The sequence below is a fragment of the Rhodanobacter sp. DHG33 genome (assembly GCF_014843005.1).
Lineage (GTDB): Bacteria > Pseudomonadota > Gammaproteobacteria > Xanthomonadales > Rhodanobacteraceae > Rhodanobacter_A.
On the sequence record NZ_JACYXM010000004.1, the window covers coordinates 553,275 to 569,779 of the forward strand.

At 69.2% G+C, this 16,505-nt stretch carries 14 protein-coding genes; 10 read left to right on the forward strand and 4 right to left on the reverse strand.

From position 1 onward, the window contains the following. Positions 1–40 precede the first annotated feature (40 nt). The 8 genes from IHE46_RS10390 to IHE46_RS10425 all read left to right on the forward strand — a co-directional run bounded on the left by IHE46_RS10390 (position 41) and on the right by IHE46_RS10425 (position 10,470). The gene (locus IHE46_RS10390; protein ID WP_192164552.1) at positions 41–706 is read left to right on the forward strand and encodes a response regulator transcription factor; all 666 of its coding nucleotides are present in this window, start codon (positions 41–43) and stop codon (positions 704–706) included. Then, the gene (locus tag IHE46_RS10395) at positions 703–2,073 is read left to right on the forward strand and encodes a HAMP domain-containing sensor histidine kinase (protein ID WP_192164553.1); all 1,371 of its coding nucleotides are present in this window, start codon (positions 703–705) and stop codon (positions 2,071–2,073) included. Before IHE46_RS10390 ends, IHE46_RS10395 begins: the two co-directional genes overlap by 4 nt. Then, positions 2,070–2,768 (forward strand): ATP-binding protein, encoded by a 699-nt coding sequence (locus IHE46_RS10400; RefSeq protein WP_192164554.1) that lies wholly within the window; start codon positions 2,070–2,072, stop codon positions 2,766–2,768. Before IHE46_RS10395 ends, IHE46_RS10400 begins: the two co-directional genes overlap by 4 nt. Next, on the forward strand, positions 2,752–3,276 hold the full coding sequence (locus IHE46_RS10405; RefSeq protein WP_192164555.1) for a mismatch-specific DNA-glycosylase: 525 nt from the start codon (positions 2,752–2,754) through the stop codon (positions 3,274–3,276). Before IHE46_RS10400 ends, IHE46_RS10405 begins: the two co-directional genes overlap by 17 nt. Positions 3,277–3,425: 149 nt before the next feature. Then, on the forward strand, positions 3,426–4,811 hold the full coding sequence (locus tag IHE46_RS10410; RefSeq protein WP_192164556.1) for a TolC family protein: 1,386 nt from the start codon (positions 3,426–3,428) through the stop codon (positions 4,809–4,811). Next, positions 4,808–5,911 (forward strand): efflux RND transporter periplasmic adaptor subunit, encoded by a 1,104-nt coding sequence (locus tag IHE46_RS10415; RefSeq protein WP_192164557.1) that lies wholly within the window; start codon positions 4,808–4,810, stop codon positions 5,909–5,911. Before IHE46_RS10410 ends, IHE46_RS10415 begins: the two co-directional genes overlap by 4 nt. 29 nt (positions 5,912–5,940) lie before the next feature. After that, the gene (locus IHE46_RS10420; protein WP_192164618.1) at positions 5,941–8,976 is read left to right on the forward strand and encodes an efflux RND transporter permease subunit; all 3,036 of its coding nucleotides are present in this window, start codon (positions 5,941–5,943) and stop codon (positions 8,974–8,976) included. Between the two features lie 162 nt (positions 8,977–9,138). Further along, complete coding sequence (locus tag IHE46_RS10425; protein ID WP_192164558.1) at positions 9,139–10,470, forward strand: glycoside hydrolase family 2; 1,332 nt, start codon at positions 9,139–9,141, stop codon at positions 10,468–10,470. Here the strand turns inward: IHE46_RS10425 and IHE46_RS10430 are convergent. Both IHE46_RS10430 and IHE46_RS10435 read right to left on the reverse strand, forming a co-directional pair. After that, positions 10,467–11,759, reverse strand: a complete 1,293-nt coding sequence (locus IHE46_RS10430) for a cytochrome c (RefSeq protein WP_225562943.1) — start codon at positions 11,757–11,759, stop codon at positions 10,467–10,469. The genes IHE46_RS10425 and IHE46_RS10430 overlap by 4 nt on opposite strands. After that, entirely contained in the window at positions 11,756–12,523 is a 768-nt protein-coding gene (locus tag IHE46_RS10435; protein ID WP_192164559.1) for a c-type cytochrome, read from the reverse strand. Before IHE46_RS10435 ends, IHE46_RS10430 begins: the two co-directional genes overlap by 4 nt. A 96-nt stretch (positions 12,524–12,619) precedes the next feature. On the opposite strand from IHE46_RS10435, the gene IHE46_RS10440 reads away from it, so the two are divergent. Next, complete coding sequence (locus IHE46_RS10440; RefSeq protein ID WP_192164560.1) at positions 12,620–14,224, forward strand: amidase; 1,605 nt, start codon at positions 12,620–12,622, stop codon at positions 14,222–14,224. Positions 14,225–14,243: 19 nt separating this feature from the next. After that, entirely contained in the window at positions 14,244–14,522 is a 279-nt protein-coding gene (locus IHE46_RS10445; RefSeq protein ID WP_192164561.1) for a hypothetical protein, read from the forward strand. Positions 14,523–14,543: 21 nt separating this feature from the next. Here IHE46_RS10445 and IHE46_RS10450 read toward each other — a convergent pair whose 3' ends face one another. Further along, a complete protein-coding gene (locus tag IHE46_RS10450) occupies positions 14,544–15,905 on the reverse strand; it encodes a 3-deoxy-7-phosphoheptulonate synthase class II (RefSeq protein WP_192164562.1) in 1,362 nt (453 codons plus the stop codon). Next, positions 15,902–16,423 carry a disulfide bond formation protein B gene (locus IHE46_RS10455; RefSeq protein ID WP_192164563.1) on the reverse strand — a complete coding sequence of 174 codons (522 nt, stop codon included), beginning with the start codon at positions 16,421–16,423 and terminating at the stop codon, positions 15,902–15,904. Before IHE46_RS10455 ends, IHE46_RS10450 begins: the two co-directional genes overlap by 4 nt. Positions 16,424–16,505: the final 82 nt, after the last annotated feature.

A 16,505-nucleotide genomic window follows, 5' to 3' on the forward strand; every position in this document is an offset into this window, starting at 1 on the left:
CAATGGGGCGACCCGACTCGGCTTGGACAATGGACCCGGGATGAAATTGCTGCTGGTGGAAGACTCCGAACGCCTGCGCCAGACCCTGCACCATGGCCTGCAGGGCGCCGGTTTCACCGTGGACGCCGCCAGCGACGGCGTGGAAGCCTGCGGCTTCCTGGCCGGCTACGACTACGACCTGGTGGTGCTGGACCTGATGCTGCCGCGGCTGGACGGCATCGGCGTGCTGCGCAGCCTGCCGGCCGGCGGGCGGCGGCCGCGCGTGCTGGTGCTGTCCGCCCGCGACCAGGTGCCCGACCGCATCGAGGCCCTGAACGCCGGCGCCGACGATTACCTGATCAAGCCCTTCGCCTTCGACGAACTGGTGGCCCGACTGCACGCGCTGGCGCGGCGCCCGCAGCAGGCGCAGCCCGACGTGCTCAGCCACGGCGCGCTGAACTGGGACCCGCGTTCGCACAGCACCACGGTCAAGGGGCGCCCGCTGGCGCTGACGCCGCGCGAGTTCGCCGTGCTCGGCCTGCTGCTGCGCCATCGCGGCCGCGCCTTCAGCCGCCAGGAGATCCTGGACCGTACCGCCGGCAGCGACAGCGAGGTCTCGGACCGCAGCGTGGAAGTGCTGGTCTTCGGCCTGCGCCGCAAGCTGGACGCCGCCGGGCTGCCCGGTCTGATCGAAACGCGGCGCGGCGCGGGCTACCTGATCCCGTGAAACCCGCCTCGCTCTCGGCCCGCGTCACCCTGCTGCTGGCCATCGTCTGCCTGCTGGTGCTGGGCGGCGGCGCCAAGCTGATGGACTGGCGCATCGACCACGAGCTCGCCACCCGCTTCCACAGCAACCTGCTCGACCAGGCCCGCGCACTCGGCACCGTGCTCGCGCAGGAACAGGCCACGCCCGCCGGCCACATCGTCACCGGCCCGGTGGGCGACGACACCTGGTACGAACTGCGCTGCGACGGTGCCGCCCCACAGCGCAGCAATCCGCCGCCACCGGCCGTGCCGGACGGCTGGCCCGCCGACGTGGACGCGAAGCCGCGCTACGCCCGGCTCGGCCATCATCAACACCATCTGGACACGGTACGGCTGAGCTTCGCCCGCCCCGGCAGCCCGGCACCGGCCACCTGCCGCCTGCTGTTCGTGCAGGACCGCCACTCGCTCGACGAACTGATGCTGGCGTTCGACTGGATCCTCGCGCTGGGCCCGCTGCTCGCCGCCGCCATCGCGCTGATCGCCGTGCCGCTGGTGGTGCGCCGCGGCCTGCGCCCGATGAGCGCGCTGGTGAATCACATGGGCGGCATCGGCCCGAATGCCCCCGGCCAGCGCCTGGCGCCCATCGGCCTGAAGGAGCTCGACCCGCTGGTGGCGCGCTTCAACGACGTGCTGGCCCGCATGGACGACGGCCTGGCGCGCGAACGCCAGTTCGCCAGCGGTCTGGCCCACGAGACGCGCACGCGCCTCGCCGAGCTGCGCGCACTGGCCGAGGTGGAGGTGCGCTACCCCAGCGGCCGCAGCCTGCCCGACCTGCTGACCGAGATCGGCAGCATCGGCGCGGAGCTGGAAGCCACCGTCACCGCCCTGCTCCTGCTCACCCGCCTGCAATCGGGTTTGGAACAGCCGCAATGGCAGCTCCTGCCGCTGGGGCCCTGGCTGGAACGCCAGTTGCAACGCCAGCAGGCCACCGTCGCCGCGCGCGGCATCGCGCTGGCGAGCGAAGGGAGGCCGCCCGCCGAGCTGCACACCGACCCGGCCCTGCTGGAAGTGATCGTCGGCAACCTGCTGGGCAATGCCTGCGCCTATGCTCCCGCAGGCGACACCGTACGGCTGAGGCTCGATGAGCGCGGCCTCGCCGTCGACAACGCCGCGCCCGGCCTTGCCGAGGCCGACCTCGCCAGCTTCGGCCAGCGCTTCTGGCGCAAGCAGCTGCCTCACGCCGGACACGCCGGGCTGGGCCTCGCGCTCACCGCCGCCGCCGCACAGGTGCTGGGCATGGCGCTGGACTTCCGGCTCGATCCGCAGCAGCGTCTGCATGTCACGCTGGACTGGCACGCCGCCGTCACCCGGGAAACCACGACGCCATGAGCGACACGCCTATCCCCATCCTGCTCGCCTGGAGCGGCGGCAAGGATTGCCTGATGGCGCTGCAGCGCCTGCGCGCCGACCCGCGTTGGCAGGTGGTCGGCCTGCTCACCACGATCAACCGCAACTACCAGCGCATCGCCATGCACGGCGTGCGGCACGACGTGCTGCAGGCGCAGGTGGCCGCGCTGGGCCTGCCCCTGGTGGAAGTGCTGCTGGACTGGCCCGGCAGCAACGAAGCCTACGAAGCCGCACATGCGCAGGCGCTGGTCGAGGCGCGCATGCGCTGGCCCGGCATCCGCCACTGCGCGTTCGGCGACCTATTCCTCGAAGACGTGCGCGACTACCGCGTGCGCCAGCTCGGCCGCGACAACTGGCGCGCGGTGTTCCCGCTGTGGGGCGAGGACACCGCCGCGCTGTCGCGCCGCTTCGTGGCCGAAGGCCATCGCGCCATGCTGTGCTGCGTGGACACGCAGCAACTCGACGCCGCGTTCAGCGGCCGCGCCTACGACGCCAGCCTGCTCGACGCGCTGCCCACCGGCGTCGATCCCTGCGGCGAGCGCGGCGAGTTCCACACGCTGAGCTGGGGCGGCCCGCTGTTCCGCCAGCCGGTCAGGCTCAGGCGCGGCGAGTCCGTGCTGCGCGACGGCCGCTTCCAGTTCACCGATTTCCTGCTCGACGATGCCGCGCAAAGCTGACCGCCCCATCCTGCCCGATGTGCTGCAACCCGGGCTGGCGCTGGTGTTCTGCGGTACCGCGGCCGGCAAACGCTCCGCCGCGGAGCGCGCCTACTACGCGCACCCGGGCAACCTGTTCTGGCGCGCCCTGCACGAGGCCGGCATCACCCCGCGCCTGCTGGTCCCCGCGGAGTTTCCCCTGCTGCCGCAGCTCGGCATCGGCCTCACCGACCTCGCCAAGCGCCACAGCGGCAACGACGACGAACTTCCGCCCGGCGCCTTCGACGTGCCCGCGTTGCGCGCGAAGATGCAGCGCTATGCGCCGAAAGTGATCGCCTTCACCAGCAAGAACGCGGCGCGTGCCGCATTGGGGCGCGCCGCTTCCTACGGATTGCAGGAAGAATCCATCGGCGACACGCGCGTGTTCGTGCTGCCTTCGCCTTCGGGTCAGGCACGGGGGCATTGGGATATCGGGCCTTGGCGTGCGCTTGGCGATCTGGTTTCCCTCTTTCTGCCCAACGTGGAGTGATGCCCTCGCAAGGCGCCGCTGGTGCAGGCGGCAAGCCGCCTCCGCACGCCGGCAGGCACACGAAACCGCTCGAGACTTGCGAAAGCCCGCAAGGGTATAAAACCCCGCGAATAAGAAAGCCCTAAGCGCCTCCCGGCATGCTTTCCCCCATGATCTCCGCCGCACGCCCGCGCCCCATCTTCCGCATCGCCCTGATCGCCACGGCGGCGCTGCTGTGCGGCTGCGCCACGTATCACCCGTTGCCGCTGGGCAACGGCGCAGGTGCCGCCAGCGTCGCGCAGCTGAGCGTACCGGCCGGCACGATGCCGGTACCGGCATGGACCTCGCACCGCTTCGACCCCGCCAACGGCCTCGACGTCACCGACGTGGCCATGCTCGCGGTGGCGAACAATCCCGACCTCAAGGTGCAACGCGATGGACTGGGCATCAGCCGTGCGCAGGCCTTCGCCGCGGGCCTGCTGCCCGATCCGCAGCTGAGCTTCGGCGAGGACCTCCCGCACGGCAACAGCGGCGAAAGTGGCGTCACCAGGGCCTACAGCCTCGGCATTGCCGAGGACGTGAGCTCCATCCTGCTGCGTTCCTCGCGCAAGCACGCGGCGAATGCACAGGCCAAACAGGTAAACCTCGACCTGCTGTGGGCAGAGTGGCAGACCATCGCGCAGGCACGGCTGCTGTTTGAGCAGGTGCAGAACCTGCGCACGCAGCAGACCGAATTCGACGCCGAGCAACGGGCGCTGGCGCCGGTGGACCAGGCGGTGCAGGCGGCCGTGCGCAACGGCAATCTCAGCTACGACGGCGCCAGCGCGGGACTCAATGCGATGGCCGACGCACGCAAGCAGGCGTCCGACAACGCGGTGGCGTTGCACCAGGCGGAAAGCGATCTGCGCCAGCTGCTGGGCCTCGCGCCCACCGCGCCGCTGGACCTGGTGGGCGAACCGTATCGCGCCGACCCGGACGACGCGCAACTGCAGGCGGCACTGGCCGACCTGCCCAGGCGCCGCCCCGACCTGCTTGCGCTGCAGGCCGGCTATCGCGCGCAGGAAGCCACTTTGCGCGGCGCCATCCTTGCGCAGTTCCCCGCGATCAGCGTGGGCCTCAATAACGCGCGCGACAACACCGGCATCAAGTCCAGCGGCTACACCATCAACCTCAGCCTGCCGCTGTTCGACCGCAACCGCGGCAACATCGCCATCGAAACGGCCACGCGCCAGCAGCTGAAGGACGACTACGAAGCGCGCCTGCTCGCCACGCGCGGCGACATGCTGCGCCTTGCCGCCGACCTGCGCACGCTGGATGCGCGGCAACAGACACAGGCCGCGCATGCGAAGCAGCTCGATGCCGCGCGCGACGCCGCGCAGCTGGCATGGCAGCAAGGCCTGATCGACTGGCCGACCTATCTCTCGATACGCAGCAACGCACTGGCGGCCGACACCGACCTGATCGCGCTGCGGCAATCCCGTTCCACCACGGCCATCGCGCTGGAAGCTCTGCTTGGCCGTACGGATTTCGTCATGCAACGGACGTCCAAACCATGAACCGAACCCTGTTCGCGCGCTGTGCCGCGCTGGCCGCCACGGCCCTGCTGCTGGTTGCCTGCAGCGGCAAGGGGGGCGACGACGACTCGTCCGATGACGCCAAGGGCGTCGCGCTGGTCACCACGGCGACGCCGGTGCAGCAGCGCTTCCACGACAGCGTGGAAGCCTGGGGCGTCGCGGCGGCCGATCCGCACCATGCGCGCACAGTCAGCCTCGCGCATGGCGGGCAGGTAGTCGCGCTGGAGGTGAGTGCGGGGCAGACGGTGAAGCGCGGCGATGCGCTGCTGGCGATCGCACCCGATCCGGCCGCGCGCAGCGCCTACCAGCAAGCACAGGGCGCGCTGACGTTGGCCAGCGGAGAACTGCAGCGCACCGAACAAATGGCGGCGCAGCACCTTGCCACGCAGTCGCAGGTCGCCGCCGCACGCAAGGCACTGTCCGATGCGCAATCGGCACTCGAAGCACAGCAGGCGCTGGGCGGCGGTGCGGCGCAGGAAACCGTCACCGCACCGGACGACGGCGTGGTCGCCGCCGTATCGGTGGCGCTGGGCGACCGTTTCGCCGCCAACGCACCATTGCTGAGTTTCGCACCCGCCCATGCGCTGGTCGCCGAACTGGGCGTGCAGCCCGACACCGGCACGCAGCTCCACACCGGTATGCCCGTGCAATTGCACGGCGTGTACGGCGACGCCAAGCCTTTCGCAGGCAAGCTCACGATGGTGGGCAGCGCGATCGATCCGCAGACCCACCTGCTGCCCGTGCAGGCGGAGATCGCCGTTGGCAGCCAAGCGGCGCTGCTGGTCGGCACCGCGCTCGATGCCACGATCCAGAGCGACGACTACACCGCATGGGCCGTGCCGCGCGCCGCCGTGCTGAACGACGAGCAGGGCGATTACCTGTTCCAGCTCGACCACGGCAAGGCGCACCGCGTGAACGTGCAGTTGCGCCAGCCGCAGGGCGACACCGTGGGCGTGCTCGGTGAGCTCGACGGCAAACTGCCGGTGATCGTGCAAGGGGCCTACGAAGTGGACGACGGCTCGGCGGTACGCACGGACGACAGCAAGGCGGACGACAAGGCCGACAGCGAGAGCAAGCCGTGATAGCCACGCCGTCGACGACCACCGACTGGATGCACCGGCATCGCCGCTCGCTGCTGTTCCTCGCCTTCATCCTCGCCATCGGCGGCATCCTCGGGGCATTCAACCTGCCGGTGTCGCTCTTCCCCGATGTGTCCTTCCCGCGCGTGCGCGTGACCCTGGACGCCGGCGACCAGCCCGCCGACCAGATGGTGGCGACGGTCACGCGGCCGGTCGAGGAAGCGATCCGCCAGGTGCGCGGCGTGCGCGAGCTGCGCTCCACCACCAGCCGCGGCAGCGCCGAGATCAACATCGGTTTCGACTGGGGCGCCGACATGGGCCGCGCCCTGCTCGACGTCGATGCCGCGATGGGCGAAGTGATGCCGCACCTGCCGACCGGCGTCGACGTGCAGGCGATCCGGCTCGATCCCACCGTGTTCCCCATCCTGGCCTACAGCCTGCGCTCCGACACGCTCACGCCCGCGCAGCTGCACGACATCGCCGAGTTCCAGTTGCGCCCACTGCTCTCCGGCGTGGCCGGCGTGGCGCAGGTGGACGTGCAGGGCGGAGACGTGGCCGAGTTCCACGTCGACGTGGATGCAGCCAAGCTGCGCGCGCAGGGCCTCGCGCTCACCGACGTGGAGCATGCGGTGACCAACGCCGCCACCATCCAGTCGATGGGGCGCCTGCAGGATCACTACAAGCTCTACCTGCTCCTTGCCGACAACCAGCCGTCCACCCTCAAGGCCCTGGGCGACATCGTGCTGCGTGCCGATGCGCATGGCGTGCTGCGCCTTTCCGATGTGGCCGCCGTGGTGATGGACCACGAGCCGCAATGGGTGCGCACCACCGCCGACGGCCACGACGCGGTGCTGATGCAGGTGTTCCAGCAGCCCGACGGCAACAGCGTGCAGATCGCCAACGACGTGAAGCAACGCCTGGCCGACTACCAGCGGCAGGCACCGAAGGGCCTGCACATCGCCAACTGGTACGACCAGACCCAACTGGTGCTGGGCGCGGCCGGCAGCGTGCGCGACGCGATCCTGATCGGCATCGTGCTGGCGGGGCTGGTGCTGTTCGTGTTCCTGCGCAACGCGCGGGTGATCCTGGTCGCGCTGATCGTGGTGCCGGCCACGCTGGCGATCACCGTGCTGCTGCTGACCGTGCTGCACATGAGCTTCAACATGATGACGCTGGGCGGCATGGCGGCCGCGGTGGGCCTGCTGATCGACGACGTGATCGTGATGCTGGAACACATCATGCGCCGGCTGCGCGACGGCGGCGGGGCGGTGCGCGAACGCATCGCGGGCGCAGCATGGGAGTTCACGCGACCGCTCACCGGCTCCAGCGCGGCCACGGTGGTGATCTTCCTGCCGCTGGCCTTCCTCGGCGGTGTCACCGGCGCGTTCTTCAAGGCGCTGTCGCTGACCATGGCGAGCGCGCTGGTGATCTCCTACCTGCTCACCTGGGTGGCGGTGCCCTTGCTCGCCGAATGGCTGATCGACGAGCGCCACGCCGCGGAACATCCGCCGGGCCGCTTCTCGCAGCGGCTGCTGGCGGGTTACGAACGCACGCTGGGACGCTTGCTGCAGCGTCCCGTGCTGGTGCTGATCGGCGTGGTCCCGCTGCTGCTGGCGGGTGCGCTGGCCTACCGGCAGGTGGGCAGCGGTTTCATGCCGCAGATGGACGAGGGCGGCTTCACGCTGGACTACCTCTCGCCGCCCGGCACCTCGCTGGACGAGACGGACCGCCTGCTGCAGCAGGTCGAAAAGATCATCCGCGCCAACCCCTACGTGGACACCTACTCGCGGCGCACCGGCCTGCAACTCGGCGGCGGCCTTACCGAAGCGAACACCGGCGACTTCTTCGTCCGTCTGAAGACCGGCTCGCGCCCCGCCACCGCCGACGTGATGGAGCAGATCCGCGAAGAGATCGCGGCCAAGGTGCCCGGCCTCGACGTCGACGTCGCGCAGCTGATGGAAGACCTGATCGGCGACCTTACCGAAGTGCCGCAGCCCATCGAGATCATGCTCTACGGCGACGACGAGACCCAGCTCGACGACACCGCGAGGAAAGTGGCCGCCGCGATCGGCAAGGTCGACGGCATCGCCGAGGTGCACAACGGCATCAATCCCGCTGGCGACGCACTGGACGTGCGCGTCGATCCGGTGAAGGCCGGCCTGCTCGGCCTGGACCCAGTGACGGTGACGCAGCAGGTGTCGGATGCGATGGCCGGCAACGTGGCCGCGCAATTGCCGCAGGGCCCGAAGATGATGGGCGTGCGCGTGTGGCTGCCGCCTGCATCGCGTGCGCAGGTGGAGCAACTTGCCGCTCTGCCGATACGCGCCGCCGACGGCCACGTGGTGCCGCTGTCCGAACTTGCGACCCTTCGCGCCGTGCAGGGCCAGCCGGAGATCAACCGCGACAACCTCAAGCGCATGATCGCCGTGACCGCACGCATCGTGGGCCGCGACCTCGGCTCCACCGCCGCGGACGTGAAACAGGTGCTGGCCAAGCCCGGCCTGCTGCCGCCGGGCATGTACCACGAGCTGGGCGGCCTCTATGCGCAGCAGCAGACCGCCTTCCACGACCTGCGCCTGGTGATGCTCGCGGCGATCGCGCTGGTGTTCGCGCTGCTGCTGTTTCTGTACGAGAGTTTCCGCGTGGCGCTGGCCATCATGGTGGCGCCGCTGCTGGCGCTGTCCGCGGTATTCGTTGGGCTGTGGGTCACCGGCATCGAGCTCAACATCTCGGCGATGATGGGCATGACGATGATCGTGGGCATCGTCACCGAGCTGGCGATCTTCTACTTCACCGAGTTCCGCGAGGCGGAGCAGGTCATGCCGCTGCACGAGGCGTTGCGCCACGCCGGCCATCACCGCATGCGACCCATCCTGATGTCCACCCTCGCCGCCATCCTCACCTTGCTGCCGTTGGCGCTGGCACTCGGCGAGGGTTCGCAGATGCAGCAGCCGCTGGCGGTGGCGATCATCGCCGGCATGCTGGTGCAGGTGCCGCTGGTATTGTTGGTGCTGCCGGTGATCTACGCCGTGCTGCGCAAGCCGTCGAAGAACGCGGGGCGCTCGTAGGCGCGGATGGTTTCATCCATGAAGCCGCCTGTCCTTGATACGCACATCGCGAGGTTCATGGAAGGTGACCAAACCAGGACCAGGAGCACTTGCCGCTCGTCTGAGGAAAGCATCCGTCACCGGGCAAAAAATCTTTCCGATCGAACCTGATGAGGCCATTGCATGATGTCCCGACCGTCACCTCCGGTTGCATCGTCGATCGACGCGAAACGGCGCAGGCTCTTCATCGGCATCATCCTGACGACTCTGGTCATCCTGGCCGCCGTCGTTGCCGACCTGGCGAGCGGCGGGCGTCCCGATCCGCCGGCGCTGCGTGCCGCTGCCACCCTGCTCGATGGCTCCTGGCGATTCCACATAGGCGACGATCCTCGTTGGGCGGATGCCGGCACGGACGATACCCGTTGGGAGACGTTCGACATGACCGCGTCGCCGGGCAGTCACGATGGCGACGTGGGTCTGCCCGACTACGTGGGCGGGTGGATGGCGCACGGCCATCCCGGCTATCACGGCTACGCGTGGTACCGGCGGGTGGTGACGGTGCCGGCCGGAGGTGCGTCGTGGGACATCCTCGGGCCGACTCTCGTCGACGACGGCTACGAGTTGTACTGGAACGGCCAACTGTTGGGCGGCTCGGGCCGGCTCGGCCCGAAGCCGCGCCTCGTCGGCACGCGGCCATTGCTGTTCGCCCTTCCTGCCGATGCGGCCGGTACCCGCGGCGTGCTCGCCGTGCGCACCTACATGCTCGCCAGCTCCGGCGTCAGCGCCGACGGCGGCGGCATGCACACCGCACCAATCCTGGCGCCGCGACCGGTCAGCGATGCACTGCACCGCGCGCAGTGGGAGCGGACCATCGCCGGCTACATCGTCGATCTGATCGAGCCGCTCGCGATGCTTGCCGTCGTCGCCCTGGCGCTCGGATACCGGTCTCGCAGCAACCGCCGGAGTTTCCTGGTCCTGGCCAGCATCGCGCTCGCGCTGACGGCAGCCAGGCGCCTCGGCAACGCGATCGTCGCGTGGACCGATATCGAGGATCTGGCCACTTATACGTGGCTGGCATCGGTGATGTGGGTGCCGACCGTGGCCGCCTGGGCATGGGCCTGGAACCGCTGGTGCCTGCGTCCGTGGCGAAGCGTCGATGTGGCCGCCGCGGTGCTGATGGTCATCGGCCTGCTTGGCGCCCTGCTCCCTTCGGCGGCCATGACGACCTGCAGCCGGCTCGGGTCGATCGCGCTGTTCGCCGTGATCGTCACGCGCATCGTGCGCAACGGACCGATGCGGATCCTCGCGCTCGCCGTGCTGGCCTCGATCATGGCTGCGCTGTTCGGCCCCGAACTGGTGGATACGCTCGGCGTGCCAGGTATCTGGTTTCCGTTCGGCATCGGCGTGGCACGGACGCAGTACGTCTACGCGATCCTCATCGTGCTGATGGCTTTCCTGGTCGTACGGACCCTGTACGAAGAGACGCCTGCCGGCGACACAGCGACCACTCCCTAATCCTCGGGCGTGTGCCGATATCTGCCGACGTCCTGCGGACCCACCGCACCCGCATGGTTGCTCCATGCGCGGCGGATGTAGCTGACCACGGCGGCGACCTCGGCGTCGTCGAGTTGCTGCGCATACGGCGGCATGGAGTAAGGCCGTGGATTGGCGGCCGTACTGGGGGCGAATCCGCCCAGCAACACCACGCGGATGGCGTTGATGCCGGTGGGCTCCACGACGGAGGCGTTGCCATCCAGCGGCGGATAGACGCCGGACACGCCGCGGCCGTCGGCACCGTGGCAATCCGAACACCGCTGCCGGTAAACCTCCGCGCCTTTCTGCACCAGATGGTCGGCATCCGGCAGATCGGGCGCTGCGGCCGGCACGGGACGCGCAGGCAGCGTGCCCAGGTAGTCGGCCATGGCGCGCAGATCCGCATCGCTCATGTGCTGCGTGCTTTGGCGCACCACGTCGGCCATCGGGCCGAAGGCAGCGCCGCGCGCGGATTGGCCGGTCCTGAGCAGATCGACGAGGTCCTGCGCACTCCAGCCCGCGAGACCGCCATTCGCCTGCATGCCGAGATCGGGTGCGTACCAGTGCTGCGCGGGAATTTCGCCACCGGCGAGGAAGCGCTCGGGCACGACCGCGCCCCGCGCATTGCGTGGTGCATGGCATTCGTTGCAATGGGCCAGGCCCTGCACGAGATAGGCGCCACGATTCCAGGTAGCCGTCCGTTTCGCATCGGGTTGGTACGTCCCCTCCCGGAAATACAGCGCACGCCATGCCACCAGCAGGCGGCGCACGCTGTACGGAAACGCCAGCTCGTTCGGCACGTTCGCGCGATGCACCGGTGGCAGCGATTGCAGGTAGACGTAGATCGCCAGCGCATCGTCGCGCATGAGCCTGGTGTACGAGGTGTAGGGAAACGCCGGATACAGCGGCTCGCGCTGCCGCCCGATACCGGCATGCAACGCCTGCCAGAAATCCTCGAAGCTCCAGTCGCCAAGTCCGGTGGTGCGGTCGGGCGTGAGGTTGGAAGTGGCGATGGCGCCGAACGGCGTGGGCAACAGACGGCCGCCGGCATAAGGCACACCACCCTGCTCGGTGTGGCAGGCAGCGCAATCGCCGGCTGCGGCCAGCGCCGCACCGCGCGCGATCAGCGCCGGATCGCGCAGGCTGGCGTCGCTCACCGTGCTGGCGCCACGCGGCACGCTCGCCTTCCCCTGCGGACACAGCAGCCATCCTGCCAGCAACACCAGCGCCAGCAGGATCGCGACGGGCAAAACGCGCCGCAACCGCATCATGTGCCCGCTCCGTTGCCGGACAGCACGCCGCAGTGCAGCGGCGGCTGCACGCTGCCGGCGGGTTGCGCGTGCATGTCGGCAGGCAGCTCATGGCTGGACAGCCATGCCGCCACGGCCGTGATGTCGGACTCGCTCAGGCGCCCAGCCACTTCGGCCATGCAATCCGGCGCCACCGTGGCGCGCGTGTGCGTTCGCCATGCGCCGAGCTGGGCGCTGATGTAGTCGTAAGGCAGGCCGACCAGGCCGGGAATGTCCGGCTGCACGCCGGTGAGCTGGCTGCCGTGGCAACGCGAGCAGGCAGGAATGCCGCGCGAGGCATCGCCCTGCGCGACGAGCTGCTCGCCGCGCTCCAATGTTTGCGCCGGCCATGCCGGCAAGGGCGAACGCGCATACGGCACCTGCTGCGCCGCGAAGTACCCAGCGATCTCGCGCAGGTAGTCCGGGCTCAGGCCGCGCACGGTGTATTCCATCGGTGCGTATTTGCGCAGGCCGCTCTGGAAATCCGCGAGCTGCCGGACAAGGTAGCCCGCCGGCTTTCCGGCAAGCCTAGGGAAAAAGCCGCTGCCGGGCGAACCTTCGCCATGCGCACCATGGCATGCGACACAGGCGGCCATGCGCTGCTGCAAAGTGTCGGGCACCGCGGGCGCGGCGGCGCTCGATGCCGCGACCGGGGTGTCGGCAAAGGCGGGGGACATCGACAGCAAAGCAAACACCAGCAGGCATCGCACGAGGCATGTGGTGCGGGCACGCGTCAGACGAGGCATGGCTGGCTTCATGCGCCGAAGTATAGGCAGATCGGGCGGCGCGACCGGGTATGCTGCGCGCATCGCGACACCTTGTCGCAACCCTCGGGGGATGTCATGACGCGCCGACCGTTCGCCTGCTCGCTGCTCGCCGCCGCCCTGCTCGCCAGCATGCCGCTGGCTGCGCAGCAGCACGACGACGACTACGCCTCCATCGCCCAGCTGCAGCAGCGGATGGACGACGGCAGCCTGGACAGCAAGGCGCTGACGCGGGACTTCCTCGCGCGCATCCAGCGCATCGACCGGAACGGCCCCGCCCTGCGTTCGGTGCTGCAGACCAATCCGGATGCGTTGAAGATCGCGGCCGCGCTCGATGCGAAGCGCACCAAGCAGCACGGACCGCTGTACGGCATCCCGGTGCTGCTGAAGGACAACATCGATACCGGCGACCGCGAGCAGACCACCGCCGGCTCGCTGGCGCTGGCGGGCGCACCGGCGCCGCACGACGCCACCGTGACCGCCAAGCTGCGCGCGGCCGGCGCGCTGATCCTCGGCAAGACCAACCTCAGCGAGTGGGCCGACTACCGCTCCAACCACGCCTCCAGCGGCTGGAGCGGCGTGGGCGGCCAGACCAGGAACCCCTACGCGCTGGACCGCAACCCCTGCGGCTCCAGCGCAGGCTCCGCCGCGGCGGTGGCTGCCGGGCTGGCGACGGTGGCCATCGGCACCGAGACCGACGGGTCCATCATCTGCCCCTCCTCGATGACCGACCTGGTCGGCATCAAGCCCACGCTGGGTCTGGTGAGCCGCGCCGGCATCGTACCGATCAGCGCCAACCAGGACACCGCCGGCCCGATAGCACGCGACGTGGCCGATGCCGCCGCCCTGCTTTCGGTGATCGCCGGCAGCGATCCGCGCGACCCGGCCACCGCCGACGCCGGTCAGCATGCCACCGACTACACGAAGTTCCTCGACCCGAACGGCTTGCGCGGCAAGCGCATCGGCGTGGTGCGCGCGCTGGGCGGCATCGAGCCGAACGCCGACCGCGTGCTCGACGACGCCATCGCCGCGATGAAGGCGCAGGGCGCGATCATCGTCGACCCGGTGCAGGTGCCGCACATCAACGAACTCAGCGACGCCGAGTCCACCGTGATGCAGTACGACTTCAAGCACGACATCAATGCCTACCTCGCCACGCGTACCGGGCTGAAGGTGCACACGCTGGCCGACCTGATCGCGTTCGACAACGCGCATGCCGCCGAAGAGATGCCGTGGTTCGGGCAGGAGATCTTCGAACAATCCCAGGCGCGCGGCCCGCTCACTGACCAGGCCTACCGCGACGCGCTCGCGAAGGCGAAGCGGTTCTCCGGCCCCGAAGGCATCGACGCGGCGCTGCAATCGCAGCACCTCGATGCGCTGCTGGCGCCGTCATGGGGGCCGGCCTTCACCACCGATCTCGTGCTGGGCGACCATGTGGTCAGCGGCGATCCCAACATCGGCGGCCCCTCGCAGCCTGCCGCGGTGGCCGGCTATCCCTCGATCACGCTGCCCGCCGGCTGGGCGCACGGATTGCCGGTGGGCATCGTGCTGTTCGGCGCGAAGTGGAGCGAACCGACGCTCATTTCGATCGCCTACGGCTTCGAGCAGCACACGCATGCATGGCAGCCGCCGAAATTCCTGGACACGGTGGACGGCAAGCCGGTGATGGCATCGTCGAAATAACGGGTAGCGGATAGCCGACATGGAACGCCAGCCGCACATCCACTGCCCGCTCTGCGCATGGGAGCCGCGCCCCGACAGCCGCTGGAAGTGCACGTCGCGCGAACCCGGCTCCGGCTGCGGCACGTTATGGAACACGTTCTGGACGGCCGGTTGCTGCCCCGGCTGCGGGCATTACTGGGCGATGACGCAGTGTCTGTCGTGCAGGCAGGTTTCGCCGCACGAGGCCTGGTACCACTTCCCGCCACCCGAAGATGGCGACGCCCGGGAAAGCAAGGAAGCGCTGGAGACGGTGGGCTGAATCCACCGCCTCCCGCAACGATCAGTCCGTCTGCCCACCCGACGACTTGCGCACGATCAGCATCGCGAGCTCCAGCGACTGCTCGTAGTTGAGGCGCGGATCGACCATCGACTTGTAGGCGCGCTGCAGGTCGACATCGGAAAGCCCGCGCGCACCGCCGGTGCACTCGGTGACGTCCTCGCCGGTGAGCTCCAGGTGCACGCCGCCGAGACGCGTACCGGCCGCTGCATGAATATCGAAGGCCTGGTCGAGTTCGCCGCGGATGTTGTCGAAACGGCGCGTCTTGTAGCCGTTCGAAGTGCTCTCGGTATTGCCGTGCATGGGATCGGCCACCCACAGCACGCGGCGGCCCTCGCGCTTCATCGCCTGCAACAACGGCGGCAATGCCTCGGCGATCTTCGCGTGGCCCATGCGATGGATGAGCGTGAGCCGGCCCGGTTCGTTCTGCGGGTTCAGCGCATCCACCAGCGGCAACAGCTGATCCGGCGTCACCGAAGGGCCGACCTTCACCGCGATCGGGTTGCGGATGCCGCGGAAGTACTCCACGTGTGCGCCATCCAGTGCCGCGGTACGCATGCCGATCCACGGAAAATGCGTGGACAGGTTGAACCAGCCCGGGTGCCGCGGCACCTGCCGCGTGAGGGCCTGTTCGTAATGCAGCAGCAGCGCCTCGTGCGAGGTGAAGAAATCCACCTTGGTGAAACCGGCGATCGGTCCGGCCAGGGTCTCCATGAAGCGCAGCGAATCGCCGATGCCCGCCACCATGTGGCGGTATTCGGCGGCCAGCGGCGAATGCTCGACCCAGGCCAGGTCCCAGTATTCCGGATGGTGCAGGTCGGCGAAGCCGCCGTCGATCAGCGCACGCACGAAGTTCATCGTCAGCGCGGAGTGCGCATGCGCGCTGATCAGCCGCTGCGGGTCGGGACGACGCGCCGCGGCGGTGAATTCGGGGCCGTTGACCACGTCGCCGCGAAAACTGGGCAAGGTCACGCCGTCGCGCGTCTCGGTGTCGGCCGAACGCGGCTTGGCGTATTGGCCCGCGAAGCGCCCCACGCGCAGCACCGGCTGCTTCAACCCGTGCACCAGCACCAGGCTCATCTGCAGCAGCACCTTGAGCCGGTTCGAGATGATCGGACTGCTGCAGTCGGCGAAGCTCTCCGCGCAATCGCCGCCCTGCAGCAGGAAGCGCTTGCCTTCCTGCGCCTCGGCCAGCGCCTGCTTCAGCGCCAGCACTTCCCAGGAAGTCACCAGCGGCGGCTGCTGCGCGAGCTGCGAAGTGGCCTGCGCCAGTTCGGCGGCATCCTCGTACTGCGGCTGTTGCAACGCCTCGCGCTGCTGCCAGGACGATGGCGTCCAGTTGATGTTCGATACCGTGCCGCTCATCGCACCCGCCCCTTCGTGCCACGCGCACCGGCCAGTACCGACCACACCGCGAGCAGCACGAACCAGATCAGCGACCACCACGGCATCGACAGGCCCAGGATGGGCTGCACCCGCGCGCATTCGCCGGAGCCGCTGAGCACCTTGAGCAGCACGCGGACCAGACCGCCGTTGCTGGCACGGGTCTCCAGCAGGTAACCCAGCGGTGCACCGCAACTCGGCACCTGATCCAGCGGCAGCGACTGTATCCACAGATGGCGTGCCGCGATGCCGATGCCGACCAGCGCGACCAGCACCAGCAGCGCCACATAGAACCAGCGGCCGCCGCCGCGCGGCGCATGCAGGCCGCCGATCAGGAACACCACGCCCAGCGCGATGAACGCCACGCGCTGCAGGATGCACAGCGGGCACGGATCCATCTGCAGCACGTACTGCGCATACAGCGCAAAGCCGATCAGGCCGGCACAGACGAGGAAGCCCGCCAGCAGGCTGATGCGAAACGACCAACGCAAGGGATTCATGGGCGGAGAAAAATGAGGCGGAGACGCGACATTACCCGCTTGCCGCCTGACTGTCAGCATCCGCCTGCCAGGCGCCTCTCCG

What these genes read in the sequence shown, in the direction of transcription:
- IHE46_RS10390 (WP_192164552.1), top strand. Translation starts at nt 41, where the DNA reads ATGAAATTGCTGCTGGTGGAAGACTCCGAACGCCTGCGCCAGACCCTG.
- IHE46_RS10400 (WP_192164554.1), top strand. Translation starts at nt 2,070, where the DNA reads ATGAGCGACACGCCTATCCCCATCCTGCTCGCCTGGAGCGGCGGCAAG.
- IHE46_RS10405 (WP_192164555.1), top strand. Translation starts at nt 2,752, where the DNA reads ATGCCGCGCAAAGCTGACCGCCCCATCCTGCCCGATGTGCTGCAACCC.
- IHE46_RS10410 (WP_192164556.1), top strand. Translation starts at nt 3,426, where the DNA reads ATGATCTCCGCCGCACGCCCGCGCCCCATCTTCCGCATCGCCCTGATC.
- IHE46_RS10415 (WP_192164557.1), top strand. Translation starts at nt 4,808, where the DNA reads ATGAACCGAACCCTGTTCGCGCGCTGTGCCGCGCTGGCCGCCACGGCC.
- IHE46_RS10420 (WP_192164618.1), top strand. Translation starts at nt 5,941, where the DNA reads ATGCACCGGCATCGCCGCTCGCTGCTGTTCCTCGCCTTCATCCTCGCC.
- IHE46_RS10425 (WP_192164558.1), top strand. Translation starts at nt 9,139, where the DNA reads ATGATGTCCCGACCGTCACCTCCGGTTGCATCGTCGATCGACGCGAAA.
- IHE46_RS10430 (WP_225562943.1), bottom strand. Translation starts at nt 11,759, where the DNA reads ATGATGCGGTTGCGGCGCGTTTTGCCCGTCGCGATCCTGCTGGCGCTG.
- IHE46_RS10435 (WP_192164559.1), bottom strand. Translation starts at nt 12,523, where the DNA reads ATGCCTCGTCTGACGCGTGCCCGCACCACATGCCTCGTGCGATGCCTG.
- IHE46_RS10440 (WP_192164560.1), top strand. Translation starts at nt 12,620, where the DNA reads ATGACGCGCCGACCGTTCGCCTGCTCGCTGCTCGCCGCCGCCCTGCTC.
- IHE46_RS10445 (WP_192164561.1), top strand. Translation starts at nt 14,244, where the DNA reads ATGGAACGCCAGCCGCACATCCACTGCCCGCTCTGCGCATGGGAGCCG.
- IHE46_RS10450 (WP_192164562.1), bottom strand. Translation starts at nt 15,905, where the DNA reads ATGAGCGGCACGGTATCGAACATCAACTGGACGCCATCGTCCTGGCAG.
- IHE46_RS10455 (WP_192164563.1), bottom strand. Translation starts at nt 16,423, where the DNA reads ATGAATCCCTTGCGTTGGTCGTTTCGCATCAGCCTGCTGGCGGGCTTC.